This window comes from Hymenobacter defluvii (assembly GCF_017589435.1).
GTDB classification, from domain to species: domain Bacteria; phylum Bacteroidota; class Bacteroidia; order Cytophagales; family Hymenobacteraceae; genus Hymenobacter; species Hymenobacter profundi.
On sequence record NZ_JAGETX010000003.1, the window covers coordinates 228,642 to 254,948 of the forward strand.

Annotated in this window: 24 protein-coding genes; 9 read left to right on the plus strand and 15 right to left on the minus strand. The window is 58.8% G+C overall.

All coding sequences use genetic code 11. The features are described from left to right. Window positions 1-29: 29 nt before the first annotated feature. The 6 genes from J4D97_RS07915 to J4D97_RS07940 form a co-directional block, all read right to left on the minus strand. Window positions 30-1,262 (minus strand): PP2C family protein-serine/threonine phosphatase, encoded by a 1,233-nt coding sequence (locus J4D97_RS07915; protein WP_208307105.1) that lies wholly within the window; start codon window positions 1,260-1,262, stop codon window positions 30-32. After that, window positions 1,255-2,448, minus strand: coding sequence for an ABC transporter permease (locus J4D97_RS07920; RefSeq protein WP_347879331.1), 1,194 nt, complete (start codon window positions 2,446-2,448; stop codon window positions 1,255-1,257). Before J4D97_RS07920 ends, J4D97_RS07915 begins: the two co-directional genes overlap by 8 nt. 2 nt (window positions 2,449-2,450) lie before the next feature. Beyond that, the gene (locus J4D97_RS07925) at window positions 2,451-2,738 is read right to left on the minus strand and encodes a hypothetical protein (protein ID WP_208307106.1); all 288 of its coding nucleotides are present in this window, start codon (window positions 2,736-2,738) and stop codon (window positions 2,451-2,453) included. Between the two features lie 45 nt (window positions 2,739-2,783). Further along, complete coding sequence (locus J4D97_RS07930; protein ID WP_208307107.1) at window positions 2,784-3,290, minus strand: cytochrome c; 507 nt, start codon at window positions 3,288-3,290, stop codon at window positions 2,784-2,786. An 86-nt stretch (window positions 3,291-3,376) separates the two neighbouring features. Beyond that, window positions 3,377-4,567 carry a glycosyltransferase gene (locus J4D97_RS07935; RefSeq protein ID WP_208307108.1) on the minus strand — a complete coding sequence of 397 codons (1,191 nt, stop codon included), beginning with the start codon at window positions 4,565-4,567 and terminating at the stop codon, window positions 3,377-3,379. Continuing rightward, complete coding sequence (locus tag J4D97_RS07940; protein ID WP_208307109.1) at window positions 4,564-5,604, minus strand: lysylphosphatidylglycerol synthase transmembrane domain-containing protein; 1,041 nt, start codon at window positions 5,602-5,604, stop codon at window positions 4,564-4,566. The genes J4D97_RS07935 and J4D97_RS07940 overlap by 4 nt, the downstream gene beginning before the upstream one ends. Window positions 5,605-5,751: 147 nt before the next feature. Here J4D97_RS07940 and ruvC point away from each other — a divergent pair, with 147 nt between their 5' ends. The 3 genes from ruvC (at window position 5,752) to J4D97_RS07955 (ending at window position 8,595) form a co-directional block, all read left to right on the plus strand. Continuing rightward, window positions 5,752-6,372, plus strand: a complete 621-nt coding sequence (gene ruvC, locus J4D97_RS07945) for a crossover junction endodeoxyribonuclease RuvC (protein ID WP_185280600.1) — start codon at window positions 5,752-5,754, stop codon at window positions 6,370-6,372. A gap of 226 nt (window positions 6,373-6,598) precedes the next feature. Continuing rightward, a complete protein-coding gene (locus tag J4D97_RS07950; RefSeq protein WP_208307110.1) occupies window positions 6,599-7,894 on the plus strand; it encodes an LVIVD repeat-containing protein in 1,296 nt (431 codons plus the stop codon). A gap of 80 nt (window positions 7,895-7,974) precedes the next feature. Then, the gene (locus tag J4D97_RS07955) at window positions 7,975-8,595 is read left to right on the plus strand and encodes a hypothetical protein (protein ID WP_208307111.1); all 621 of its coding nucleotides are present in this window, start codon (window positions 7,975-7,977) and stop codon (window positions 8,593-8,595) included. 84 nt (window positions 8,596-8,679) lie between these two features. On the opposite strand, the gene J4D97_RS07960 is transcribed toward J4D97_RS07955, so the two are convergent. The 3 genes from J4D97_RS07960 to J4D97_RS07970 all read right to left on the minus strand — a co-directional run bounded on the left by J4D97_RS07960 (window position 8,680) and on the right by J4D97_RS07970 (window position 12,306). Beyond that, the gene (locus J4D97_RS07960; protein WP_208307112.1) at window positions 8,680-10,347 is read right to left on the minus strand and encodes a PNGase F N-terminal domain-containing protein; all 1,668 of its coding nucleotides are present in this window, start codon (window positions 10,345-10,347) and stop codon (window positions 8,680-8,682) included. A gap of 91 nt (window positions 10,348-10,438) precedes the next feature. Further along, window positions 10,439-11,239: a PhzF family phenazine biosynthesis protein gene (locus tag J4D97_RS07965; RefSeq protein ID WP_208307113.1), complete on the minus strand. Its 801-nt coding sequence runs from the start codon at window positions 11,237-11,239 to the stop codon at window positions 10,439-10,441. 80 nt (window positions 11,240-11,319) lie between these two features. Then, complete coding sequence (locus J4D97_RS07970) at window positions 11,320-12,306, minus strand: hypothetical protein (RefSeq protein WP_208307114.1); 987 nt, start codon at window positions 12,304-12,306, stop codon at window positions 11,320-11,322. A gap of 248 nt (window positions 12,307-12,554) precedes the next feature. Here J4D97_RS07970 and pncA point away from each other — a divergent pair, with 248 nt between their 5' ends. Further along, a complete protein-coding gene (pncA, locus tag J4D97_RS07975; protein WP_208307115.1) occupies window positions 12,555-13,166 on the plus strand; it encodes a bifunctional nicotinamidase/pyrazinamidase in 612 nt (203 codons plus the stop codon). An 11-nt stretch (window positions 13,167-13,177) separates the two neighbouring features. Further along, complete coding sequence (locus J4D97_RS07980) at window positions 13,178-13,684, plus strand: 2'-5' RNA ligase family protein (protein ID WP_208307116.1); 507 nt, start codon at window positions 13,178-13,180, stop codon at window positions 13,682-13,684. 182 nt (window positions 13,685-13,866) lie between these two features. Here the strand turns inward: J4D97_RS07980 and J4D97_RS07985 are convergent, their stop codons facing one another. Together J4D97_RS07985 and J4D97_RS07990 are read right to left on the minus strand one after the other, a co-directional pair. Then, a complete protein-coding gene (locus tag J4D97_RS07985) occupies window positions 13,867-14,958 on the minus strand; it encodes a spore photoproduct lyase family protein (protein WP_243900203.1) in 1,092 nt (363 codons plus the stop codon). A gap of 116 nt (window positions 14,959-15,074) precedes the next feature. Then, window positions 15,075-15,506 (minus strand): BLUF domain-containing protein, encoded by a 432-nt coding sequence (locus J4D97_RS07990; protein WP_208307117.1) that lies wholly within the window; start codon window positions 15,504-15,506, stop codon window positions 15,075-15,077. Window positions 15,507-15,721: 215 nt separating this feature from the next. On the opposite strand from J4D97_RS07990, the gene J4D97_RS07995 reads away from it, so the two are divergent. The 4 genes from J4D97_RS07995 to J4D97_RS08010 all read left to right on the plus strand — a co-directional run bounded on the left by J4D97_RS07995 (window position 15,722) and on the right by J4D97_RS08010 (window position 20,049). Continuing rightward, window positions 15,722-17,230 carry a malate:quinone oxidoreductase gene (locus J4D97_RS07995; protein WP_185280614.1) on the plus strand — a complete coding sequence of 503 codons (1,509 nt, stop codon included), beginning with the start codon at window positions 15,722-15,724 and terminating at the stop codon, window positions 17,228-17,230. Window positions 17,231-17,425: 195 nt separating this feature from the next. Further along, window positions 17,426-18,421 carry an MBL fold metallo-hydrolase gene (locus J4D97_RS08000; protein ID WP_185280615.1) on the plus strand — a complete coding sequence of 332 codons (996 nt, stop codon included), beginning with the start codon at window positions 17,426-17,428 and terminating at the stop codon, window positions 18,419-18,421. 260 nt (window positions 18,422-18,681) lie between these two features. Continuing rightward, entirely contained in the window at window positions 18,682-19,416 is a 735-nt protein-coding gene (locus J4D97_RS08005; RefSeq protein ID WP_185280616.1) for a YebC/PmpR family DNA-binding transcriptional regulator, read from the plus strand. 81 nt (window positions 19,417-19,497) lie between these two features. Beyond that, a complete protein-coding gene (locus tag J4D97_RS08010) occupies window positions 19,498-20,049 on the plus strand; it encodes a sugar O-acetyltransferase (RefSeq protein ID WP_208307118.1) in 552 nt (183 codons plus the stop codon). A gap of 148 nt (window positions 20,050-20,197) precedes the next feature. On the opposite strand, the gene J4D97_RS08015 is transcribed toward J4D97_RS08010, so the two are convergent. The 4 genes from J4D97_RS08015 to J4D97_RS08030 all read right to left on the minus strand — a co-directional run bounded on the left by J4D97_RS08015 (window position 20,198) and on the right by J4D97_RS08030 (window position 26,192). After that, window positions 20,198-20,572 (minus strand): hypothetical protein, encoded by a 375-nt coding sequence (locus J4D97_RS08015; RefSeq protein WP_208307119.1) that lies wholly within the window; start codon window positions 20,570-20,572, stop codon window positions 20,198-20,200. A gap of 15 nt (window positions 20,573-20,587) precedes the next feature. Further along, window positions 20,588-21,157 (minus strand): hypothetical protein, encoded by a 570-nt coding sequence (locus J4D97_RS08020; protein ID WP_208307120.1) that lies wholly within the window; start codon window positions 21,155-21,157, stop codon window positions 20,588-20,590. 7 nt (window positions 21,158-21,164) lie between these two features. Then, complete coding sequence (gene rlmD / locus J4D97_RS08025) at window positions 21,165-22,577, minus strand: 23S rRNA (uracil(1939)-C(5))-methyltransferase RlmD (RefSeq protein WP_347879332.1); 1,413 nt, start codon at window positions 22,575-22,577, stop codon at window positions 21,165-21,167. A gap of 216 nt (window positions 22,578-22,793) precedes the next feature. Then, window positions 22,794-26,192, minus strand: a complete 3,399-nt coding sequence (locus J4D97_RS08030; RefSeq protein ID WP_208307121.1) for a gliding motility-associated C-terminal domain-containing protein — start codon at window positions 26,190-26,192, stop codon at window positions 22,794-22,796. Window positions 26,193-26,307: the final 115 nt, after the last annotated feature.

The window sequence follows — 26,307 nt, forward strand, 5'->3', positions numbered from 1 at the left end:
CATTACGCGCTTTTTACTATTTCACTAGCTTACTTAAACCGACACGTGAGAATGGTGATGTCGTCGGCGAAGTGGCTGCCTTCGCTGTTGTAGACTTCGATTTCTTGGAGCAGCTCGCGATGCAGAGTAGGCAGCGGCACGTAGCGCGAACGGCGCAGAAAGTTGAGGACACCTTCTTCGCCAAACTCTTCTACCTCATGGTCAAACACTTCCGTAAGGCCGTCGGTATAGGTGAGTAGCAGGGAGCGGGGCGGGACTTTGGTTTGCTGCACTTTTAGAAAGGGTAGCTCCTCAAAAATACCGAGCATGGTGGTGCCATCGGCCAGCAGCTCGTGGTGGTGGTCGTCGCAGAGTAGAATGGGCGAGTTATGGCCCGCATTTACGTACTCCAGCTCGCGCGTGGTGCGGTTGTAGATACCGAAGAAAGCCGTGATGAACTTCTCAGACACGGCATTGCGGTAGATCAGGTTGTTCAGCTCGGCCACAATGGTCGCCAGATCGGCCTGCTGGCGCAGCAGCGTCCGCAAGCCCGCCTGGAAGTTCGACATCAACAACGAGGCCGGCACGCCCTTGCCCGACACATCGGCCACACAGAACAGGAACCGTTCTTTGTTGATTGGTACTACGTCGTAGTAGTCGCCCCCGATGGCGGTGTGCGGCACGTAGCTGGCGTGCACGGCCACGTCCTCGTCGTTGGGTAGACTGCGTGGAAACAGCATGGTTTGCACCTCCTGCGCAATCTCGATTTCCTTTCGCATGGCGGCCGCCGCTACGCGTTGCCGGCCCAGGCGGCGATTTTCAACCGCCCCGATCAGGATGTTGCTCAGCGTTTCTAGAAACTTGGTGGCCTCCTCGGGCACGTAATCGTCGTGCACGTTGCCGATGAGCACGTAGGCCAGGGTTTCGCCCCGGTGCTGCACCGGAATCAATAGTTCCAGCTGGTGCCACTCTTCGCCCAGATCCAGGTCGGCCACGGGTACGGGTTGGGTAGGACTGTGCGCCAGGATATGCTCAGGCAGGGGTAGCCGATGAAAATCGACCAAGCCACCGCCAAAGCTTACCACGCACTGCCACTGGCCTTCCTCTTTCACATAGAGCACCATGCGCCGGATGTTGAGCTGACCGAGCAGGGTGAACTGAAATATTTTGTACAGCGCGGCCTCCGGCGAGTCGAGCGTGATGGCCTGGGTGATTTCCAGCAGGGCACCCAGCTCACGCTCTTTCAGAAACAGACGCTTTTCGGGAGAGATATAGTTAGACATTGGCTACGGGTGTTTTAGGGTCATAGGCGTCGCGGAGGCCGTTGCCGAGCAGGTTGAAGCTCAGCACCAGTAGGCTGATGGCTAGGCCCGGCAGCAGTGTGAGCCACAAGCCGGCCTCGGTGCCCAGGAGCTGAAAGCCCTCGTTCACCATCAATCCCCACGACGGGGCTGGGGGCTGCACGCCCAGGCCCAAAAAGCTTAGTCCAGCCTCCAGCAGAATAGCTGCGGCGAAGTTGCTGGTCGCCAGCACAATCAACGGGCCAATCATATTAGGAAGCAAGTGGCGGGCTATCAGCCGGCGCTGGGGTAGGCCTAATACGCGTCCGGCCTCCACAAACGTTGCAGAGCGCAGACTCAGCATTTGGCCGCGCACCACACGAGCTACGTCTACCCACATCGTCAGGCCCACCGCCACAAACGACACCCACACACCTTTACTATTGAGAGCCAGCGATATAGCAATCACCAGCATAATACCCGGGATGCTCCACACCACCGTCATCAGCCCCAGCAACACACTATCGACCCAGCCGCCCACGTAGCCCGCCACGGCTCCGATGAGCATGCCCAGGGCCAGCGAAATTAGGACGGCAACCAGGCCAATGCCCAGGGAGATGCGCGTGCCCAGCAGCAGGCGGCTTAGCTCGTCGCGGCCAGCCTTGTCGGTACCCAGCCAGTAGGTGCGCTGCTCCACGCGCTCAGCGAGGATGAACTGTTGCAGCTCGGCAGGCAAGCCGTCTTTGCCGGCCAAATGCCGCAGCCCGTAGCGGCGCGGTGGGTCGGGCAGGGCACTGTGGTTTTGGTAAGCCGGGAAAAAGGCCGAATCGGTGGTGAAGGTAGGGCGGCCACCTACCGGCACCTCCTGAAACTGGCGGGCCCTACCCTGCCACCACGTCCGCAGCGGGTTATTGGTAGCGGCGGCGCGGGCGGCTGTAGGCAATGGCAGCTTCAAGATGGTAACCTGAAAGCCCGGCGACTCCTTTTGCAACTGCACCAGGCCGTTGTTGGCGTTGGGAGAGTTGTCGGGCAGCACCCAGTAGCCCAGCAGCGCCAGCAGCGTGCACAGCCCAATAAATGCCAGTCCAAACATGGCGGGCCGGTTTTGCAGCAACCGCTGCCGCACGTAGTAGCTGGGCGGCCGGGCGGCTGCCGCTACAGTGGGCGCGGAAGCGGTAGGTGCGGCCACAGTTAGCGGGTGTTGTGTTGCAGCAGCCCTTCCTTGGAGGCCAGAAAGAATGCATCGCGGCAGATGGCGCCGAACGATGTGGGCTCGTAGGCCAGCTCGGTATCGGCATCGGGCCAGAAGCTGCGGATGAGGTCCTTTTCCAGCAAACTGCGCAGGTTTTCTTCCACAACAGGAGCGGCAAGGGTGGTTTTGCGGCTCAACTCAGCAAAAGATGTGACGAAATATAGTTCGTCGAGAATATCGAATTCGGCGTCGGTCACGGGGATGGTGTAGGTCGGGGAGGGTAGCAAATATAGGGTTGAGGCCGGAGAAAGTCAGGCAGCCGCAGACGCAGCTTAATTGCGGGCTAGCATTCCAGCGTTTTGTTGCGTTTTGATATAGACTATAATGTCCTTGATTTCTTGGTCTGACATATTAAAACTAGGCATTTGCTGCCTTTCATAATCTTCATACAGTTTCACTGCATATAAGTCGCCGCTAGCAATGACTTTGGCAGGACTTTTCACCCATCGTATGATCCATTTTTCAGGTCGGCGCTTGGTAATCCCGGCTAATGCGGGACCTACTACCCTATCCAGCACCGCATGGCATTGCGCGCAGTTGCTATTAAAGAGTGTCTCGCCGGACGCATAGCGTGTCATTTCCGCAGGAGACAGTTCTATCTCATCTGTTTCCTGTACTTCAAGAGAATCAACCATTCCGGTTTGCGGACCTTCATCAACCGTTACTACCTCCTCTGGCTCGTGTAACAGCCCTCCTGCCGATAAAAAAACTGCGCCTATTGCACATGCTACTACCCCCATTCCTACCGTTAATGCCCCGCGTATCGTTGCCTGACTCATAATATATTTGATGAAGTAGTTGGTGTTATTTTCTTATCCACTCAAGTACCGTCAGGCGCGCTGTATTCTCAAGTAAAAAACGCTTTTTATTTCACCTGCCTTCCCTTCCATTGGTAGCCGCCGCGCAGGCCCAACAGCCCTACCCCCAACGTGTAGGGAGCATAGGCCAGCTGCAACAGTGGCACCATGCGCAGCCACCGCTGCTGATGCAGCAGGCGCAGTACGGGACGGAGAAACCACACATCACCCCCAAGCTTGAGTGCCCACGCCGCACCTACCCACGGCCCCAGGCCCGGCTGCCGCAGCCACAGCACCGGCCCGGCCGCTACCGACACATTGGCCAGCAGCACCAGCACCGCCAGGCGTTGCGGCGCGGCGGCCTGGTAGTGGCGCCACTTGCTGGCCCAGCGCACCCGCTGCCGCAGCAGCGCCGCCAGGGTAGGCGGCGCGGCCGTGCGCACCACAGCCGCCTCTATCTGCAAAAAACGGATGCTGCCGGGGTAGGCCGCATGCAGCTTGTGGAGCAGAAACTCATCGTCGCCACTGGCCAGGTGCTCGTTGCCGGCAAAGCCCTGAACGGCCGCGAAGGAGTCGCGGCGGTAGGCGAGGTTAGCGCCGTTGCACATCGTCGGGAAACCGGCCTGGATGCACGCGCCGCCTACCCCTACCAGCCCGGCAAACTCCAGGCCCATCAGGCGGTGCAGCACGGTATCGGGGCCGGTGAGCAGCACAGGGCCGCTGATAAAGCGCGTGGTGGGTGCCTGTTGGATAAGCAGGGCGTAGCTGCGGAGCCAGTCGGGGCCGAGGCGGCAATCGGCATCGGTACACACCACCCAAGGGGCGCGGGCCACGGCCAGCGCGGCTTGCAGGGCCGCTTTTTTGCCGGTGGGCGTGCCGGGCTGCCGGGCTAGTTGGATGAGACGCAATGAAAAATCCGTTGCGGTGCCCTGCACTACTGCCGCCGTTGCATCAGTGGAGTGGTCATCAACCAGAATCACCTCAAACTGCGCAGCGGGTAGAGTTTGCTGGCGCAAATCGTAGAGCAGGTGCGGGAGGGTAGCAGCTTCGTTGCGGGCGGCGATGAGGACGGAGAAGCGGACAGAATAGCTATCAGCTGTTGGCTGCTGGCTGTCCGCTTCTATGTCAGGCAAAAAGCTATCAGCCAATAGCTGATAGCTAACAGCTTGCTTACCCCACGACCGGCGCAGGGCCACCATCACACCGGCGTACACCAGCGGCGCTACCAATAGCCCTACCCCTATCCACTTCGTTTTCATGGATGCGTCGCCCGGTGGGCTTTTTTCTTTCGGAACACCTTCACTTGCAGCACAAACAATAGCCCTACCGCGCTGGGCAGCGCAATATTGACAACCCACAGGCTAAGGCTGGCGCTGAGCACCGGCAGCACTGGCTGGCCCAGCAACCCAAACAAATGTGTGGCCGATAACTCCCGCACGCCCACATCGGCCAGGGCGTTGAGCGAGGGCACCAGCGACTTAAACAGGAACGTACCAGCAATGGCCGCCAGCCCCTCGCCTACCCCCGGCCGGGCACCGTAGGCCAGCAGCAGCAAGCCAAATTGCACGCAGAATACCAGGTAGCGCAGCCCGGCAATGGCCAGCACCACCGTGAGGGCGCGGGCAGAGTAGCTGGGCATAACGGCCAGAAACCTCCGAAAGCGGCGCAATGGCCGCACCAGTCCCAAGGCCGCCACCAGCAGGCGCGAACGGTAATACGGCAGCAGCACGGCCGCATTCAGCAGCAGCACGGCCGCCATCACGCCTACCTGCGTGGCCGGGTAGCCCACCAGATAAAACCGCAACAGAAAATAGGCAATGCCCACCGAGCCGGCGGCTACCGTCGCAATCAACTGGCAGTAACGGCCCAGAAACACGGCTCCCAGCGCATCTAGCCGGCGGCTTTTCAGCTCGATGATGCGGCCGGCGTAGTCGCCTACCCGGTTGGGCGTCACGAAGCCCAGGGTGAGGCCTACCAGCACGGCCCGGTAACTGCGCCGAAACGAAACAGGCTCTAGGTGCCGGGCTAGGCGCCACCATTTCCAGGCCTCCAGGCCCCAGTTGACGGGCACCAGCGCCAGCGCGGCCAGCACCGGCCCGCGGCCAGCGCCCGTGAGCGAAGTGGCCAGCAACTGTCGCCAGGCGGCAGCCGTAGCGGCATCGGCAAATACGGAGTAGTACAGCAACCCCAGCGTGAGCAGCGTCACGAGCAATTTGCCCGCCAGCACCAGCCATTTGCGCCGCCGGCCGACATTATCCGGCTTTTGGGCGTAGTTTTGTAGAGGGTCGGGAGGCAAAAGAGGAAGTAGCTTGTTGGCCCGGCAAGTTAGTTGTCCGTTGCTAGTTGTTGGTTGTCAGGGGCTGGTTTCTATGAGATGCGGCTACCTGAAAATTGATAACTACCTGCTTCCAACTGACAACCGACTCTGAAACCCACTTAGCTCATGCTCGCACCCCTCGCCGCCACCGATTTACTTCCCAAGATTATCATGGGGGTCGACCCCGGCACGCAGATCATGGGGTACGCCATGATTGAGGTGCAGGGCTCCAAAGTGAAGGTGCTGCGCTACGACGTGATTGAGATGAAAAAGCTGGCCAACCACGCCCTCAAGCTCAAGCGCATCTACGACCGCATGGTGGAGCTAATTGACGAGTTTCTGCCCGACGAACTGGCCATTGAAGCCCCTTTCTATGGCGTGAATGCCCAGAGTATGCTGAAGCTGGGTAGGGCGCAGGGCGTGGCCATTGCCGCCTGCCTGTCGCGCCAAATTCCGTACGTGGAGTATGCGCCTACCAAGGTGAAGCAGTCGGTGACAGGCTCCGGCGCCGCCAGCAAGGAGCAGGTGGCCCACATGCTGCGCCAGACTTTGCAGCTGCCCCCCATTGAGGAAGCGCCCAAGTTCCTGGACGCAACCGATGCGCTGGCCGTGGCCATGTGCCACCACTATCAGAAAGGCAACAACCAGAAAGCCGGCGGCAAAAGCTGGGGCAAGTTTCTGGCCGACAACCCCGGCAAGCTGGCCGCGCCGGTGGCGGGCAAAAAGGCGGTCCGAACAAAGGGGTAATTCCTGCCTGGCCTAGCGCCTTGCCAGCCTGCGCACAGATCGCGCTAACTAGTATTCTGCTGTTTATTGCCGCTTGGGGTTATCCCGAGCCGTTTCTATGCGCGGTAAAGCTTGTTATATATAAAATAATCTATACCCCAGTCAAAAGCCTGCAACCATTACCTTACCAATTGCCTCTTACCAAAAAAAGCAGGGCTTATTATTTCACTCTCAATTCATTATCAGCATGATTCGTACCTATACTCGCTGGCTTGGCTGCTTGTTGCTAAGCGGCTTGCTGGCCTGTTCTTCTGCCGACAAAGAGGAACCTGAACCCATCGTAGATACCTTCTGGAGCAATTCTGCTTACGGATACTGCCCGCAGCTCATGACGCGCACGGCGCTGGAAGAGTCTGTGACGGTGCTACCGGCGCGGGCCATGCACCAGACCGGCAAGATCTACCTGTGGGGAAAGTATATCTTCATTAATGAACTGTACGAAGGCCTGCATATCATTGATAATCAAGATCCCAGCAAGCCAAAACCGATCGGCTTTCTGCGTGTGCCCGGTAACGTAGACCTCGCCATTCAAAACAATTACCTCTACGTTGACAACGGCCCTGACCTAGTAACGCTGGACGTGAGCAACATACAAGCTCCCCGCATCACCAGCCGTGTGCGCGATGCTTTCCGAGAGCTACTGCCGCCGATGGGGTACGTGGCATACAACTGCGCTTCCACCCGCCCCGAAAACATGGTGGTGGTAGGCTGGCAGCACGTCGATATTCCGGTACCTGGCGGGAGCACGCCTTTTCCTGGCTTGTGGGACAGGGGCGTATTCTTCAGCAACAGCGCCGGTACTGCCTCGGCGGCACCTGGCAACCTGACCGGGAAAAGCGGGTCGCTGGCCCGGTTCACCATCCTCAATCAGATGCTGTACACGGTTGATAACCAGAGCCTGCGGTTGTTTGACCTGCGCACGCCTTCATCTCCCGTAGCGGGCGCCAAAATAGAGTTGGCATTTGGCGTTGAAACGATATTCCCTTACGACCACTACCTGTTCCTGGGCACTCAGCGCGGCATGTATATTTTTGATGCCGCCACGCCCCAAGCCCCACGTCAAGTATCTTACTATCAACACGTAGTAAGCTGCGACCCAGTGGTAGTAGAAGGAAAATATGCCTACGTAACGCTACGCAGCGGCCGGTTCTGTGGGGGCGGGCCCAACCAGCTCCAGGTTATCGACCTTACTGCCCTCGACAAGCCCCGCCTGGCCCAAACCTACCCCATGACGGGGCCACAGGGTCTGGGGGTAGACAATGGGCAGCTGTTTGTGTGCGACAGCGACGGCCTGAAAACCTTCTCTACCCAACAGACGCCGCAGCTCACGCTGCAAGAGCACTTTCAGGTAAAGGTGACCGACGTAATTCCGCACGCGGGCATCCTGCTGGCTATTGGTGCCGACGGTCTTTACCAATACCGCTACACTGGCACGAAGCTCGAACAGTTGAGCTTGTTGCCTATTACGACGCCCCTACCCTAGTGCGCGCGCTGGTTTGGCACAGGCGCCCGGTATGGTTGTGGATATGCGCAGGCTTGTTGGTCTGCCGGGTACTACCCACCGTGGCTCAGCAGGTTCCTACCCCCACTACTCGCTTTTTAGCGATTAAGGTGGTACCGCAACACCTAGTACTGAGTGGTTATTGGGTGGAAGCAGAGTATGGGTTGCCGCGCTACGCGCACCAAAGCGTGGCGCTCACGGCGCAGCTATATCACGGACCTGCCGGGCGCCCCAACACGCCGGGCTACGCCGCATCCGACCCCGGCGAATCGGTGCGAGGCGTGGGCGCGGAGTTGCGACACCGCCTGTATCTACGAGCGTCTCACCAAGCGTATCCTACGGGCTTTTACGTCAGCTACGGACCAAGCTTTCAGCATTTTCGCATGACTTACCCTACCCTGGACTGGCGCGAAGTGAAAGGTCCTAACGGGTTGGAATACTTTGAATACGGCCGCATTCCAAACACAACTACCATCAACCGGTATGGCGGGGCGGCCACTGTGGGCTACCAGGCGCCCCTACCCCCCGGCCGGGTTTTCCTGGACCTGTACGCAGGCGTAGGCTGGCGGCAGCGACACAATCAGTCGGATGACGCAATAGCTCAATTCAAGAGCGGCACTTCCGATTACGGGCACCGGGGGTTCTATTTCCCGGCTGGCGTTAAGATTGGCGTGCAATTGTAGGTTGTTGCGCAAGCCGCGGGGCCGTTTCGGCGCCGCGGCTGGTGAGCATTCCACTGGTTCACCAGCCTCAAGGCTGATACAGCCCTACTCCTTGGTGATACCCAGCAGGCACCCCGATACATTCCAGGCGCTAAAGGCGCTGCCTTCCCGCTTCCCGAGCGGAATGGCTACTTTGAAGGTGTGCTGCCCAGCCGGCAGGTCGGGCAGCGGAATGTACACCGGTGGGGTCAGGCTACCGGGGCACCAGTTGGAACGGCTCAAATCGGAGGAAGACAGGCCGTTGCCGAAGTTGCCGGACGACGGATTCAGCAGCCGGTACGTGCCGCAATCGGTGCGCCAGGGAATGAAGTGATAGACCCGTTTTCCATCCAGAAAAAGCTCATTCAGCTTCTGATTAAACTCATCGCCGCCACCCCAGCCCCCGTGGCCCGTGGTGATGTAGCGCAACTGCACGTTCTGCATGGCACGTGGAATGTTCACCGTGACGGTGAGCGAGTCCTGCCCGAACATCGTCCCGTACTCTTGCCCGGCCATTTCCATGAGGTTGGTGGTATTGAAAATCGGCATTACTACGGGAGTCGGCGTTTGCGTGCCCGATTTGCCCCCAGGGTAGTATTTCAGGCGCAGGCTCACCTTGTGCCCGCCCTTGTCGTAGTTGCCCACAAACACCCCCAACCACACCTCGCCCTGCAAGCGGGGAGCCAGCTCAGTCACATCTTGCCGGAACACAGCCGAATCGGCCCAGTTATAGCCTTTGATGGTGGAAGCGGCGTTGTAGGCCCGCACGCCGAAGGGGGTAAAAAAGCGCATCAATTCCAGCGGGGGTAGGTACTGGTTGGTGGCCACCACGCCCTGGTACTTCTCTTTGAACACCGGTAAGGACTTTACCCCCTGTTGCAAACCCTCTAAAAAAGACTGCTGCTTGTCCAACGGAATCAGGAACACCGACCCCGTGCGGTCGTACGCATCGCCGTTGGAATACTGTGACAGCTCGGCCAGTATCTGCGTACCTGCATTGTAATCGGGCAAGCGTATTTTCTTTAGGATGACGGTGCCACCGGCGTAGTGGTAGGTGACATTCACCTGCCCGGCCGCCGGGTTCGGCTGGTCGTTGCCGAACGAAATTTTTTCCTGCTGAAATACAGAGACGGTCGTAAACCGGCTGTCGATTACCTGCCGGTTATAGGTCGCGGCATCTACCACCGGCCCCATGGTGGCGGGGGTAGGCCAAGCTAGGTCGGCACTTTTAACGGAGCCCCGCTTGATCTGGGTTGCGGTGACGGCCTGCTCGCCGTTGCGGACGGTTTTCAAAATCAGCCCCAGGCCAGGTGCCACGCCAATGCTGGGTGTGCCTTTCAGGGGTAGGGCATTGGTGTACCACACCTCCACCGTGTTGGAGCGGATAATGACCTTAGCCTTTTTGCAGGGGTAGCCCAAGATGGTAGCCGTATCGGGCAGCAGCTCTGGCTGTTCGTACGCAGCAAAGTCCTTCATCTGCGTGACGTGCCCCCCGTTGGGCAAGGTGAGCACCTGCAACGTGCGTTGGGCGTCGTAGTCCAGGTACTGTTGTTCTTTCGCCTGCGGATCTGCCACTTTTTGCAGGTGCGCCCGCGGGCCATCGATAAACAATTGCAAGCGCCCTTCGGGCACCGCTTTTCCGTGGTAGGTTACATCGTAGGTGATGGTTGCACGGCGTTGGGCATAACCCGTCACGGCGCACAGCAGGCAGGCAAGCAAAAAGGCGTATCTCATTTAGGTCAGGTTGTCGGGCAAGATAACCAGCGGCGTGGTAGCAAGCGGATTTGGCTTGGTTCAGCAGCTCCTACCAACTGTCTCTCTATCCTTACCCTATCTCAATCTCCCCCTTCAAATACGTCACGGCATAGCCGCTGATGAGCACCCGGTCCTGGCGCAATTCGCACCATAGGTCGCCGCCGCGGGGCGAAACTTGGCGGGCGCGTAATTCGGTTTTGCCTAAGCGTTCGGCCCAAAAAGGCGCCAGTGTGGTGTGCGCCGAACCAGTTACGGGGTCCTCGGGCACTCCTACGCGCGGCCCGAAAAACCGCGACACGAAATCGACTTCCCCGCTACCAGGTGCCGTGGCAATAACGCCTCGGTAGGGCACTTGCAACAACGCGAGCTGATCGGGTTGCAGTGCTGTAACTTCTTCCTCCGAAGCAAATAATGCTACCAGATCGGGGCCGGCGAGTAGCTGTTGGGGTGTAGCACCCAACCCGGCGAGTAGTCCTTCTGGCACCTCGTCCAGTGGACGGGGCGGGCGGCTTGGGAAGTCCAACGTGAGGCGGCCGCTTTCGTGCCGGCTCACGCGTAGAGGGCCACTTTTGGAGTGAAACGTCAGCTCATCGCCTTTGAAATTAAGATGCCGTAGCAGCACGTGAGCCGAGGCCAGCGTAGCGTGCCCGCACAGCTCTACCTCTACAGCAGGCGTAAACCAGCGGATTTCATATTCGCCCTCCTGACCCTCGCGTGGCACAAAGAAGGCGGTTTCGGCTAGGTTGTTTTCGGCGGCAATGGCCTGCATGGTGTCGGCGGGTAGCCACGCGGTTAGCGGGCACACGGCAGCGGGGTTGCCGGCAAATAATGTATCCGTAAAGGCGTCGATTTGGTAGAGCGGCAGCAACATAGAAAATAGATTAGATGATTAATCTATTCAGTGAATGGCGAGCAAAAATGCTATGCAGATATATACAGGCATGATCCTCATCACTTCTTCTGAATAGAATGCGTGAGCTTTTTGAACTCCGCTAAGTTCGCCTCGTACTCGTCGCGGGCGATGCCTTCCAGGGCAATAGCGGTGTTGCGCAGCACCGTTACTTGCTGAAATATCAGCACTTTCTGGCCGCGCAGCTTGCCGTAGGCTTCTACCTCATAGCTTTCCAGCTCGTGGGGGTGGGTGGTGGCCGTGCGGCGCACGGTGTAGTCGGTGAGGCCGTACTGGCGTAGGGTGGTAATGAGGTCGTCGGCCACGTCGGCGGCCGTCATGGACGAGCTGAAGGGCATGGGAATGACCGTCAGGACGGGCTCGTTGCCGAACGGTTCGGCGCGGCCGCCATCCAGCGTGTAAATCAACTGGTTGCCCATCTGCCGCGCAAAAGTGAAACGCGAGGCTTTATCGTCGAGCGTGAAACCGAGGCGGGCAAAAGGATCTGGGGCAGCCCCACGGTCGTAGCGGGCCGATAGCAGGGCTTGCCGTAGCGCGGCCCCGGTGGCCGTGTCGGCGGCGGGGTAGGGCGTGGTGGTCAGCAGCACGGCAAAGGTAGAGTCGCCGAACGCCAACTGGTAGCTGCGACGTGCCGGCTGCGGCTCGGCCCAGATCAGCCGGGCTGGGTAGCCTTGCACCTGCACTGCATTGTCGGTCAAAATCTTGCCACCACGGGCTGTAATCTTGGTTGGGCCGAAGCTGGCCGCGTTGGTGTAGTAGTTGGTAGTCGGCAGCTCGTAGACCTGCACGGCATTGTTGCCACGGCGCAGGCCCGCGAAGCCCGGCGCTGTGCCGAAGCCAGTCGGGGGCAATAGCAGCAGACGCGTAGTGGGTATCCGCACGTAGCCAGCCGGTAGGGCTTCCGCTGCCGGCGCTTCCGGAGGCTTGCTTAGCAACTGCGCCATTGCTGTGTGCCCCATCAACAAACTGAAGCTTACCATCAGCCCTACCCTACCCCCTACGACGCCCAACGCTGTTCTTTGTTTCATGGCTAGCTCTGGTCGTGCTGCCTACCAGCATACCGGCGGCAAGGTACAGGGTGTTCGGTGATATTTCACGCAAAATCCGGCGCTCATCTTACTCCCTATAGCACCTATAGGCCGATCTTTTCTGCGAAGTCTTACCAGATTTGCGCAAGGATTTCCAGTAGGTCGCCTAATTTGCCGTGGGCAGTTTATTTCCCAGCGCCCTACTCTATTTCACTGAGCTAGCCTACCACACCTGTTTCGTTTGCTGTATGAAAGCACTCCTTTTAATTGATATTCAACCCGATTTTGTGCCGGGCGGCTGCTTGCCCGTGCCCGATGGCGACGCCGTGATTCCGCTGGCCAACGCCCTACAGCCGCACTTTGAGCTGGTGGTAGCTACCCAGGACTGGCACCCAGCCGGCCACCAGAGCTTTGCCAGCAGCCACGCTGGCCACGCCGTGTTTGACCGCATTTCGCTGCACGGGCACGAGCAAGTGCTCTGGCCCGACCACTGCGTACAGGGCACGCCCGGCGCCGCCCTACACCCGCAGCTGGATCAGCACCGCATTGAGGCCATCTTCCGCAAAGGCACCAACCCAGAGATTGACAGCTACAGCGGTTTCTTCGACAACGGCCACCTGAAAAGCACCGGCCTGGCCGACTACCTGCGCGGCCGGGGCGTAACGGAGGTATACCTAGCCGGCCTAGCCGCCGACTACTGCGTGTATTTCACGGCGAAAGATGCGCTGACCGAAGGCTTTGCCACGTATGTAATCGAGGATGCCACCCGCGCCATTGATGCGGAGGGCTACGCCGGCGCCCGCGCCGACGTGCAGCACCGTGGCGGCCAGCTGATCCAAAGCGCCGATCTGCTCCCGTAACTTACCCATTGTTGGACACGCCCCTTATCCTAACGCTCACGCTCGACGCCAACGCACAGCAGTTTTTCAATCGCCTGCGCGAGGAGCATTTCCCGCCCGAGCGTAACTACCTGGCGGCTCACCTTACGCTGTTTCACCACTTGCCCGGCGAGCAACTTGAGGCCATAACGCGGGAGCTAGCAACCCGTGCCCGCCACATGACGCCCCTTTCCCTGAGTATAACGGGCGTACAGTTTCTGGGGCGCGGTGTGGCTTACTCTCTCGAAAGCCCGGCCTTACAGACCCTACACCAGGAATTGCAGACAGAATGGAAGCCCTACCTCACGCCCCAGGATCAGCAGCGCCGCCGCCCCCACGTCACTATTCAAAACAAAGTAGACCCCAAGGTAGCGCGGGCACTGCACGAAGAACTGAGCGCGTCGTTTCAACCCTTCGAGGCCCAGGGTAAGGGTATGCACTTGTGGGCGTACCGCGGCGGCCCCTGGGAATCGGTGCGGCAGTTTGTGTTTTTGGGGTAGGGAATGGTAAAGTGGTGAGGTTGCGAGTAAAAACGCAGCTGTCATCCTGAGCGCAGCGAAGGACCTTCTCACGTCAGAACGATGGGTGTAACAACGACTCGTTCTAGCGTGATAAGGTCCTTCGCTGCGCTCAGGATGACAGCCGCATTTTTACTCGCAACCTCACCGCTTCACCTTTCTCCCTACGTCCAGTACTTAATAGGCGCGTGTGGGAAGCGGCGCTGCCATTCCTGGCAGAACCACTCTTTCAACGTGCGCATGTCGTCAGGCTGGTACACGTATTTGTGGCCGCCGAACTTATTACGCTTCACGGCGCGGGTGGCTTCGTCGAAGTCTAGGGACGTGTTGGGGTACCACTGCAACAGCACATCCTTGGAGCCAGGTGTGAAGCGGTGACTGATAAACTCCACTGTCAGGTCGCAGTCAAAATTGAGGGTAGCGGCTAGGCGGTCGAGCAAGTGGGTGTAGTGCTGCTGCCAGTCGGGAATGGGCATGATGGGGGCCAGCACCACCCCTACTGGGTAGCCACCGCCACCTTCGGTGACGGGTAGGGCCAGCCGGCGCAAGGCTTGCAGGCGCGCTTCCAGCGAGGCCGTGCCTGCTTCCAGCCGCCGCACTACTGGCTCGGCATTCAGGCTGAAACGAGCACGGGTATGGCCGTGGTGGGGTAGGGAAAGCAACGATTCCACGTAGTCGTACTTGCTCACGAAACGCAGGCGGGCACCCTCGCGCTGGCCGTAGTAACGGATGCATTCGGCCAAGCTACCCGTCAGGTGCTCAATGCCCAGCACATCGGTGTAGCAGCTCACTTCGAAGCTGGTGAGGCGGCCGGCCTGCTCATACTGCGCCGTGTTTTCCAGCAATTGGGGTAGGTTGGCAAATACGCGCACCACCGGCGGCCCCGAAAGCGAGCCGGCTAAGTAGCAGTACTGGCAGTGCGCAGGGCAGCCTTCGGCCAGGTTCATCTGCCAGTCGGCGGAAGGCGGCGTGGGTTGCAGGCGCAGGGCGCTGGGTGGAGCTTTCACCACGGCCAGGGTGCTCTTGGCACGGCGGTAGGTTTCGGCGGTATCGGCGCCGCGCAGGTTGGTGATGCGGTTGCTTTTGAGCAGCTCCACCTCCAGGCCGTGGGCCTCGACGCGGCTCAGAATCTGTTGGCCAAACTCTTCGTCGAGGGCATCGGGGGTGAATACTACGCGCTTGGGCAGCCAGATTTTGGCCGCGTGCGTACGAACGGGAGCGGTATCGAAAAGCGGAAGTTGCGGTAAGTCGATCATCACTTAGCACAACACCAACGCAGGGTAGAAAGGTCCTTATCAGCCTATTAGAAGTAGCTTTCTATCTATATGCAAGTTATTATAAATTAATATTTTAAACACAAACACAAAACTATTTATGCCTCGCCTGAGTTGCTCACAAAACGCACCAGCATATCGCGCAGTTCTACGGGCAGATTGTGGGCGCGCGGCAGCAAAAAAGTGGTACGGCTGGAGTCGACGTAGCCAGCCAAGCGGGCAAATTCCGGCGCCGAAGCCTCGCCAAATCCCATGCTCCAGTCCGGAAACAGGCGTCGCTCACTGGTACCCTCGGCCACCGTTGCAACGTGGTAGTGGCGGGGGTCAGTAGCAATGGTACCGTACAGCTGCTCAATAGCCTCGGGCGGACCTTCCAGCACCTGCAAAATCTGGCCGGCACTGTATAGCAACATGCCCGTCACGCGGAGCGTGTGGTTTTTTGCCCGCGCCCGGACCAGAATCTGCTCCAACTCTGCCGGGGTGAAAGGCTTCTCGGCCACACTCGTGTAGACAATATAGTGTAGGGGCATGCGCAACCAAGCTAATGTTGTAATGTCGTGCTTAATACACGTCCCTGGGGAAAAATGTTCGTTTTCAACCGTTTGCTTGGGGTATTGTTGAGCTGCTAGCGCACCGTTTGGGGTAGGCCGTACTGCCGTGGTTAACAGGTTTTCGTGTGCATAAACCGAACAACTCGGATACTTTTGCGTTTTCTACCTGATTTCTCGCTCTGTACCTTTTATCTATGAGCCCTTCGCTCTCTCCAACTTCTTCTGTTGATGTAATTCTGATTGGCGCAGGCATCATGAGCGCCACACTGGGCACGATGCTCAAGGAATTACAACCCGACCTGACCATTGCCATCTTCGAGCGCCTCGATTTGGTGGCCGCCGAAAGCTCCGATGCCTGGAATAACGCCGGCACGGGCCACTCGGCCTTTTGCGAACTGAACTACACCCCCCAGCGCCCCGACGGCTCCGTAGACATCAGCAAGGCCGTGAAAATTGCCGAGCAGTTTGAGCAGTCCAAGCAGTTCTGGTCTTTCTTCGTGGAGAAAGGCGTGCTGCCCGAACCGCATGAATTCATTCAGCAAGTGCCGCACATGAGCTTCGTGTGGGGCAGCAACAACGTGGACTTCTTGCAAAAGCGCTTCGACGCGCTTATCAAGTCGCCCCTGTTTGCGGGTATGCAATACAGCGAGGACCGGCAGCAGCTGGCCGACTGGATGCCACTGGTGATGGAAGGCCGCGACCCGCAAACGCCCGTGGCGGCTACCTATATGCCTATTGGTACCGACGTCAACTTCGGCGCCCTCACCCGCACGCTGTTCGAGCGGTTGCAAGAGATGCCGGGCGTATCGTTTCACCTCAACCACGAGGTAGAGAAGCTGAAGCAGAAGCCCGACGGCACGTGGCGCATTCGCGTGCGTGACCGGGCCGCCGATACCTCGCGCAAGGTATACGGTAAGTTCGTGTTCATTGGCGCGGGCGGCGGCTCCCTCCCCCTACTCGAAAAATCGGATATTCCGGAGGGCCACGGCTTTGGCGGTTTTCCGGTGAGCGGGCAGTGGCTGAAGTGCACCAACCCCGACGTAATTGCCCAGCACGGCGCCAAAGTATACGGCAAAGCCGCCGTGGGCTCGCCGCCCATGTCGGTACCGCACCTGGATACGCGCCAGATCAACGGCCGCAAGGAGTTGCTGTTTGGTCCTTATGCCGGCTTCACCACCAAGTTCCTCAAGAAGGGTTCTTACCTGGATTTGCTGAAGTCCATCCGGGCCGGCAATGTGCGCCCTATGCTGATTGCAGGCGCCAAAAACCTACCCCTCACCCGCTACCTGATTCAGCAGGTGCGCCAGTCGCCGCAAGACCGCCTGAACGCCCTGCGCGACTACCTACCCACGGCCCGCGCCGAGGACTGGGAGCTGGAAGTGGCTGGCCAGCGCGTGCAGGTGATTAAGAAAGACGCCAAAGAAGGCGGCGTTCTGGAGTTCGGTACCGAAGTAGTGGCGGCCGCCGATGGCTCCATTGCCGCGTTGCTGGGCGCCTCGCCCGGCGCTTCTACAGCCGTAAGCATCATGTTGGGCCTGGTGCAGCGCTGCTTCCCTGAGCAAGCTGCTACCCCCGAGTGGCAGGCGAAGTTCAAAGCTATGATTCCTTCCTTCGGGCAGGAGCTGGCCAGCAACCCAGCCTTGTGCGAGGAGCTTCGGGCCAAAACCAGCGAGGTACTGGAGCTGGAAGCCGTAGCGCAGTAGTAGTGTCATTTCGAACGCAGTGAGAAATCTGGTTAACTGATACCAGATTTCTCACTGCGTTCGAAATGACAACGCCCTTACAGCCCCGTCCTGTTTTCCAGTGTGAAAGCAGGGCGGGGCTTTTCTTGCATATCCCTACCCTGCTCAGCAACTTTCCGTATACGGTACCTCCCATCCATCTCTTTCCTGACTGTTATGCAACAAGTAGCCCCTGGTGTACACCAGCTTACCATCCAACGCTTCGTTAATCTATACTTTGTCGAAACCGGCACGCCCGGCGAGTGGGTGCTGGTAGACACCGGCCTACCCGGTTCTAAACAGGCAATTATCGAAGCGGCTGATAAGCTGTTCTACCCCGGCACACACCCCGAGGCTATCATCCTCACCCACGGCCACATGGACCACGCCGGCTCGGCGCAGGCGCTGTCGGAACACTGGAACGTGCCGGTGCTGGCCCATCCGTTGGAGCTACCGTTTCTCACAGGCAAAGCTGTGTATCCACCCGCCGATCCTACCGTGGAAGGGGGCGGCTCGCTGGCCTTCGTCAGCCGGTTCTTCCCGCCGCAATCGTTCCACCTTTCCAACGTGCAGGCACTACCCGAGAACGACGTAGACCCACCCTTCCTGCCCGACTGGCAGTGGTATCATGTGCCAGGCCATGCGCCCGGTCAGGTAGCGCTGTTCCGCGAAAAAGACCGTACCCTGCTTGGCGGCGATGCCTTTGCGACGGCCAACCACGAGTCGGTGCCCTCGCTGCTGTTGCAACGACCCTGTATCAGTGTGGCTGGCGCACCCTTCAACTACGACTGGCAACAGGTGCGCGACTCTGTGCGCCAACTAGCGGAGCTACAGCCACAAGCCATCGGCTGCGGCCACGGCCCAGTGATTACGGGTCTGGAAGCCACTATGGGCCTCCAACGCCTGGCCGATGAGTTTCCGCTGCCGCTCTATGGCCGCTATGCCTACACGCCTGCCCGCCTCGACGAGAACGGGGTGGCCCACCTGCCCGTTGCCCCACCCGACCAATTCCCCAAAAAGCTGATTGCCGTAGCGGGTGCAGGCCTTTTAGCCGTCGGCCTCACGTTCCTGTTCGACAAAAAGAAGAAAAAAGCCAAGCGGGTGAAACCGGAAAGTCCCACACACAAAACGCCCAAGAAATTCCGGCGCCAAAGCGCCAGCACCTGGGAATAGGAGTTGCTGGCTTGTTACGGCCCAACGGCGCAGCTGTGGTGTACTAACCGCGGCTGCGCCGTTGGGCCGTATTGGTGACTCTTCTTGCATGCCTCTCCCTACCCTGCCAGCGGTAGCGCAGTCAGTTTGAGCATCTACTTTGCGCTGCCTACCTATGCCCAACATTGCGCCCCGCCCGGCTTTCTGCTAACTTGCAACCCCGTTCGACCTCATATCGAACGCAAAAATCTACCACTCACCATTTCATAATTTCACTATAGATGGGACGCGCATTTGAATTTCGCAAAGGTCGCAAAATGAAGCGCTGGGACCGGATGTCCAAAGATTTCACCCGTATCGGCAAGGAAATCGTGATGGCCGTGAAGGAAAACGGCCCCAACCCCGATACCAACTCCCGCCTGCGCACAGCCATTCAGAACGCGAAGGGCGTGAATATGCCCAAAGACCGGGTAGACGCCGCTATTAAGCGAGCCAGCAGCCGCGAAGAAAAAGATTATCAAGAAGTTGTATATGAAGGCTACGCACCGCACGGCGTGGCTATTGTGGTGGAAACTGCCACCGACAACCCTACCCGCACTGTGGCCAACGTGCGCATGTACTTCAACCGCGGCAACGGCACGCTGGGCACCTCCGGCTCTTCCGACTACACCTTCACCCGCAAGGGCGTGTTCAAGCTGGCCGCCGAGGGCCTCGACCGCGACGAGCTGGAGTTGGAATTGATTGACTTCGGCGCCGAAGACGTGTACGAAGACCAGGAGGAGGACGAGCACGGCCACGTAACCAACCTGATGGTGGTGGAATGCGCGTTCCCCGATTTCGGGCAGTTGCAAAAGGCACTAGAAGAAAAAGGCGTTAACGTAATTAGCGCGCAGTTGCAGCGCGTGCCCAACACCACCGTATCGTTGGACGAGGAGCAGGCCGAGGAAGTGCTCAAGCTCATCGACCGGTTTGAGGAGGACGACGACGTACAGGCCGTGTACCATACGTTGGGCTAATCCCCTTCCGCATTTTGCAAAACGGGCCTCTCCTACCCTGGGGTGGCCCGTTTTTATTGGCTACCCCTTATCCCCTCCCCCATGCCCACCGAAAAAGAAAAGATGTTGGCCGGCGAGTTGTACCAGGCCAACGACCCCGAGCTGGTAGCCGAACGCCTCCGCGCCAAGCAGCTTTGCCACCGCTATAACCAGGAACCGATAGAGTTGAACAAGCAGATACTAGCCGAACTACTTGGCTATGAAACCGACGCTCATATCGAAACCAGCTTCCGCTGCGACTACGGCTACAACATCCAATTAGGCCAGAATTTCTATGCCAACTACAACCTGGTGGTACTAGACTGCGCCCCCGTCACCATCGGCGACAACGTGTTCATAGCGCCCAATGTGGTGCTGGCCACTGCCGGCCACCCCGTAGAGGTAGGGCCGCGCATTGCCGGTTGGGAGTTTGCCCGCCCCATCACCATCGGCGACAACGTGTGGCTCGGCACTGGGGTGCTGGTCATGCCCGGTGTCAGCATTGGCGCGGGCTCGGTCATTGGCGCGGGCAGCGTAGTCACGCGCGACGTACCGGCGGGGGTGGTAGCCGTAGGCAACCCCTGCCGGGTGCTGCGGAAGGTGGTAGAGAGGTAGGCAGGCTGTTCAAAAAAAGTGTCATCCTGAGCAGCGCGAAGGACCTTCTCACGCCAGAACTATAGACGTATCAATGACTTGTTCTGACGTGAGAAGGTCCTTCACTGCGTTCAGGATGACACTATATTTCTATGATGCCACTCCTACCCTAATCTTCTGGGTAGGGAATGAATACGAAGTTGGTAAACTCCTCATCCACCACAAACAAGCAGCAAAATTCGTCGGCGTCTTTGTACGTCTGTTGGAACACTTCTATGCCTTCCGCACCCACGATGCCCTGCTGCACCAGCAGTTCCAGGTAGGAAGCAAACACGTGCCACTCCAGGCCCGCCTCGTCAGCATTCACCAACAAGGTTCCCAGCGGCACTTCCTGCCGGGCAAAGATGAACACCGGGTATTTGGAAATATCGCGCTTCCGGATTTGGGAGGAAGCCTCTTGCAGCGTATCAGAAACGGCGGCAAAATCCTTGGTGATGGTGCCGAGGTATTTGCCGTTCAGTTCAGGGTCGTTGGCGTAGTCCATTCAGTGTGGTTGATTTCAGGCCGCTTTCACGCGGATAATTCGAAGTTGAAACTCAGCAGTATCATACAAGCATGCTCCTACCTGGTATATACCTGCCGGACAATCGGCTTTAATACTTTCAAAATCTGAATCTCGCATACAATCTGTTGCGGCAAACAGAACGAATCCTTCAGTGGAAACTAGCTCTAGCCCCGTATTTGAATACGCATTAGGATGGATTGTGAGTAGAATAGACTGGCAATCTGGTCCTGCTTCTGTCCAAAACTCTGGGACCAAAATGTAACCACCTAGAAAATCAGTTGCTGAAACCCAAGCAGCAAAAGGAATTTCGCCGCATATCACTAGTGCTTTACCGTTTGCAATGGGAACCAAGCCAGCTTCTTGGGGAAGCATAGAAATGGCGCAAGCCAAGTCATAATCAGTAGCAGGTTCCTTAGGATCGTTTGAAGCTCGGAAACTAGATTCAACAATCCGCCCATTTGAAGGGGAATTAATTCCTTCCCAGTAGGCAACCAATTCTACCGGACAAAGCAATTGTGGAACGCCACTGGTTACGCCGGAACTCCAATCTTCCACTCCGAACATTACCATACTACCGCAGCTCCAGCAGCACCACGTTCTCCACGTGGTGGGTATGCGGGAACATATCCACTGGCTGCACCTTCACCACCTTATACGCCTCGTCCAGCAGTTCCAAATCCCGCGCTTGGGTAGCAGGGTTGCAGCTGACGTACACGATACGTGGGGCGCGCATTTCCAGCAGGCGCTGCACCACATCTACGTGCATGCCGGCGCGGGGTGGGTCGGTGATGACCACGTCGGGGCGGCCGTGCTGCTGGATGAAGTCGGCAGAGAGGACGTCCTTCATGTCGCCGGCGTAGAACTCGGTGTTCGTTACGCCGTTGATTTCGGAGTTCACGCGGGCGTCTTGCACGGCTTGCTCCACGTACTCTACCCCTACCACATGCCGGGCTTGGCGGGCCACGAAGTTGGCAATGGTGCCGGCGCCGGTGTAAAGGTCATATACCAACTCATTGCCAGACAATTGCGCGAAGTCGCGGGCAATCTTGTAGAGGTTGTAGGCGCCCGCCGAGTTGGTTTGGTAAAACGACTTCGGCCCTACCCGGAAGCGCAGGCCTTCCATCTCCTCCTCAATATAGGGCTTGCCCTTGTAGCACACTACTTCCAGGTCGTGGAAGGTTTCGTTGCCCTTGTCGTTGAGGACATAGTTGAGCGAGGTAATTTCCGGAAACTTCTCGTACACATAGTCCAGCAGCGGCTCTATGGCCTGGTGCTGGCGGTAGCACTGCAAAATCACCATCAGCTCGCCGGTGCTTTCGGCAGTGCGGATGATGAGGTTGCGCAGCAAGCCGGTTTGCTTGATGATGTTGCCGAAGCGCAGCTCGTTTTCGCGCGCGTAGTTGCGGATGGCGAGGCGGATGGCGTTGCTGGGCTCGGGTTGTAGCCAGCAGTGTTCCACATCGATAATCTTATCGAAGCGGCCGGGCGTGTGGAAACCGAGGGCGCGGCGGTCAAAATCGGCCCCGCTCTTGATCTGTTCTTCCGTCAGCCAGCCCATAAAGCTGAACGTGAATTCGAGCTTGTTGCGGTAGTACTGCAAGGCCGGCGAGTGCGCGATGGGCAGCACTTCCGGAATCTCCACCTTGCCAATGCGTTGCAGGGTGTCTTCCACTTGCTGCTGCTTGTACTTGGTTTGGGTATCGTAGCCAAGGTGCTGCCACTTGCAGCCTCCGCAGGTGCCGAAGTGCTGGCAAAAGGGCTCTACGCGCAGGTCAGAGTACTTATGGAAGTGCGTGGGCACGGCTTCCAGGAAGTTCTTTTTGCTTCTGGTAACGCGCAGGTCCACCACGTCGCCGGGTGCTACCTGGGTCACGAATATGACGAGGTTTTCGTGGCGGACAATGCACTTGCCCTCGGCCACCATGTCCTGAATCTCTACTTCGCGGAGTGCCTCCGCCGGAATTTTCTTTGCAGTCTTGTTCACAAGGGCAAAGATAATTCGTCTGAACCACGGATTCGCTCGGATTTTCCGGATTACACGGATTTTGTGAACGATTTCTCTGCCTCCCAAGGCTGAAGCCCTAGGCTAATTGGTGGAAACGTAACGGTAGATGCTCAGTAGCCCAAGGCTTCAGCCCTGGGATAACAGGCCCGCCTACAAAATCCGATCAATTCGTCTAATTCGCTAAAGTCCGTGAGCTTACTTCACAATTTCAAACCACCCTTTGTACTGCGTGCCATCGGCTAGTTTGAAGAGGTAGTAATGCGTGCCGGGACCGGTTTTTTCGCCGCTCCAGGTGTTGCGGTAGTCGCGGGCGGAGTACACTTCCTTACCCCACCGGTCGAAAATAGTGAGGGTGTTGCCGGGGTAGAGGGCCACATTGTCCACGAAAAACACGTCGTTCAGGCCGTCGCCGTTGGGGGTGATGATGTTGTACAGCAGGATTTTATTGGCGAAGTCTACACAAGCGTCGTTGGAGTACGAGGCCAGCGTACCCGCCCCAATAGCCTTCACCCGAAAGCACTGATTGAACCCCGCCGCGCTGGTCGCAAGCGACGCCCGCAGAGTAGCGCCCGGCACGGTAGCTACCAGGGTAGGCGCACCCTGGTCGGCTACGCGGTACACCTCATACTGTTGCACGGCAAAGCCCTGGTAGGCGCTCCACTGCACCAGCACCGAGCCCTCGGCGCGGCCGCCGGCTGCCTCCGTAGCCACAGCGGTGGTGTGGATGATGGTATGCGCCGGGCTGGTGAGTTCGGTACCGCAGGCGTTGGCTAGGGCCAAGCGATATTCGTAGGCCTGCGTATCGGTATCGGCGGAGGCATCGGTGTAGGTAGTGGCAGTGTTGGGCACATCACCTACCCGGGCAAAGCTGCCGGTGGTGCCGGCTGTACGGCGCTGGATGATGATCCGCTGAGCATTATCAGCATTTATCGGCGCTTGGAACGTGAGTTGTACTTGACGGTCGTCCGTTAGGCTCACGCTGGCTACTTGCAGATCGAGACTGACGTTGTCGGGGCGCACTTGCAGGGTGTTTTCCGGGCCAGCGCAACCGTACTGCGAGGTTTCGAGCACTTGCACGGTCTTCACGCTGGCGTTGTTCGGGTAGTCGACGGTGATGCTGCCGGTGCCCTGGCCGCTGGTGATGGTGCCGCCCGTTACGGCCCATTGGTAGGTAGAGCCCGCCAGTCCCGTCAGCGAGTAGCGCAGACCCGTTAGATTCTCGGGGCACACGCGGGTAGGGCCAGCAATAGCTACCGCCACCGGCAGCGGATCTACTACAAACTGCTTGGCGTAAAGCGGCCCCACACAAGCACTGGTTTCGAGGGCTGTAAGCGTGTAGGTGCCCACGGCAGGCACCGCAAACGTGGTGCTGTTGCCCGTTGGCGTGAGCGTAGTCGACTGTTGCGTAACCGTGTTCAGCAGCGTAAACTGATAGGTAGAGGTAGCAAAACCCGGCAGCGAAAACGTGACAGGGCTACTACCCACACAGGCACGGTCGGGGCCAGCAATAGTCAGAGTGGTAGCAGGTGGCGCCACCACTTCCACCTCCAATGGCGCGCTCACGCCCAGGCACCGCACCGTACCACCGGGGTTGCTGGTTTCCGTGACCTGCAACCGGGTAGTGCCCAGCTGCGTCCAGGTGACTTGCACGGTAGCCAGGTTGGTGCTCGCCTGCGTGCCGCCTGTAAGCTGCCAGGCGTAGCTGGAGCCGTTGGTATACTGTGTTTGGTAGGTGTAGGTGCTCCCCAGGCACACCCGTACCGGCCCCGTAGGCGTTTCAGTAGCTAATTGCTGATTGATAACCACGGGCAGCGTAACTGGTTGCGCCGGGCACCCATACGCCGTAGTACCCAGCACCTGCACGCTGGCATTCGCATTGGCTGCTCCCCAGTTCACGGTGATGCTGCCGGTGCCCTGGCCGCTGGCAATGGTGCCACCCGTCACGGTCCACTGGTAGGTAGCGTTGCGCGGGTTGCGGACGCTGTACGTGACGCCCTGCACCGTAGGGCACACCGAGCGGCTGCCGCTAATGGTATCCAGCGCCGGCGTGGGGTTCACCGTTATGCGCACCGTGCGCTGCTGCGTGCAGCCACCGGCCGAGGTAGCCGTCAGCACATAGGGCACTATAATAGGTGCTGTGCCGGGATTCGTGGGCGTGAGGGTAGGGTTGGCGGCGGTGGCGCTGCTGAGGCCGGCGGCCGGGCTCCATTGGTAACTGATGCCCGCCACGGCCACGGCGCCCAGCTGCGTTGCCTCGCCCGAGCACACTGTGCGGTCGGGGCCAGCCGTTACGGCCGGGGCAGCCACTACCCGCACGCGGTAAATAACCGCCGCACTCTTGCTGTTGCAGGCGTTGTCGGTGGCCGTTACAATCACGTCGTACGGCTCGGTGCGGGCCGAGCCGCAGGCCGGCACAAAGCGGAACGTACCCGTGACGCTGCCCGCACCGGTTACTACAGCCGTGCCCGTGCCACCAGGGGTAGCCACCGTGCCGGGGTCGTAGTTGAAGGTAGCATCGAAGCCCCCGGCACCATCCAGCAGCACGCTGGCAGCGCGCAAGACAATACGTTGGTCTTCCGGGTCAGTAGCGGTAGTGGTCAATGTTAATGCCTGACCTTCCAGTACAGTGTATTCTTGCGCTGTAGCACTGCCGCCGCTAAACTCGGGGGCTTTGTTGGGCTCACAGGCACGGGCTACCAGCTGCACGTCGCGCCGGGTAGTGCCCACCAGACTGTCGCGCCCGGCAATGCGGCGATACTCACGCACATCCACTGCTATAACGTATTTGCCCAGCGCGGGCACCGCGTAGCGGCTCAGGCCCGTATTCTTATCCAGAAACGCGTAGCTGCCCGCTATCGGTCCAAAAGGTTGCTGCGCGCTGTACTGCGCAGGGTAGGTAATCAGCTGGGGCGGCGGGGCGAAGAAGGTAGGCAGTGTACGATACGTACCGCCGTAGGGCGTACCGAAGGAATATTCCAGCCGGTCGCCGTCCGGGTCATAGGCATTGTTGATGATGATGGACGTATCGCCCTGACAGACAACGGCCACAGCCGTATCTGAGAAGTTGGGCGAGCTATTGGGAATGCTGGGCGGCGCCATATCTGCGTATAGCGTCATGCCCTCGTTGTTGGGCCGTATGATGTTGGTTACATCGTTGTTGCGGGCCGTTTCGGAGAAAAACGCATAGTAGCCACGGGCATCGGCGGGCAGCGCCACTGTGGCTTCGTAGCGGTTAAGCCGAATCTTCACCGCCGTATTGCCCGCGGTGGTACAAGAGCCATTACTGGCCGGCTTGATAAGCGTGTTCTGTGTACGGGGTAGCGTGATGGAGCGCACAAGCAGCCCCGTCGTGCGGCTGTAGATGCCCACCAACTCCGACACCCGTCCACCCGGTACCTGTGAGGTCTGCTCATCAGCATTAAAGTAAACGACCATCGACAACCGGTACTGGTAGGGCGTAGCTGCCGGGCCGCTGGCGTTCAAATATTGGTAGCTGATTTCACCGCCCAACAGGTGCGACGCCCGAGCAGATTGCCCGGCCGTGCCCACCAGCACCAGCATTAGCCATACTACCCACAGTAAACTTGAACGCATACGGTATAAGTGAAAATAAAAGAATCGGCCTAACTCGCCGATAGTACGGACTAAAGTAGAGACATTTTCCTGCTCCTTCCTCGCAGAATCGACCGGATTATTTCCTTACTCGCCC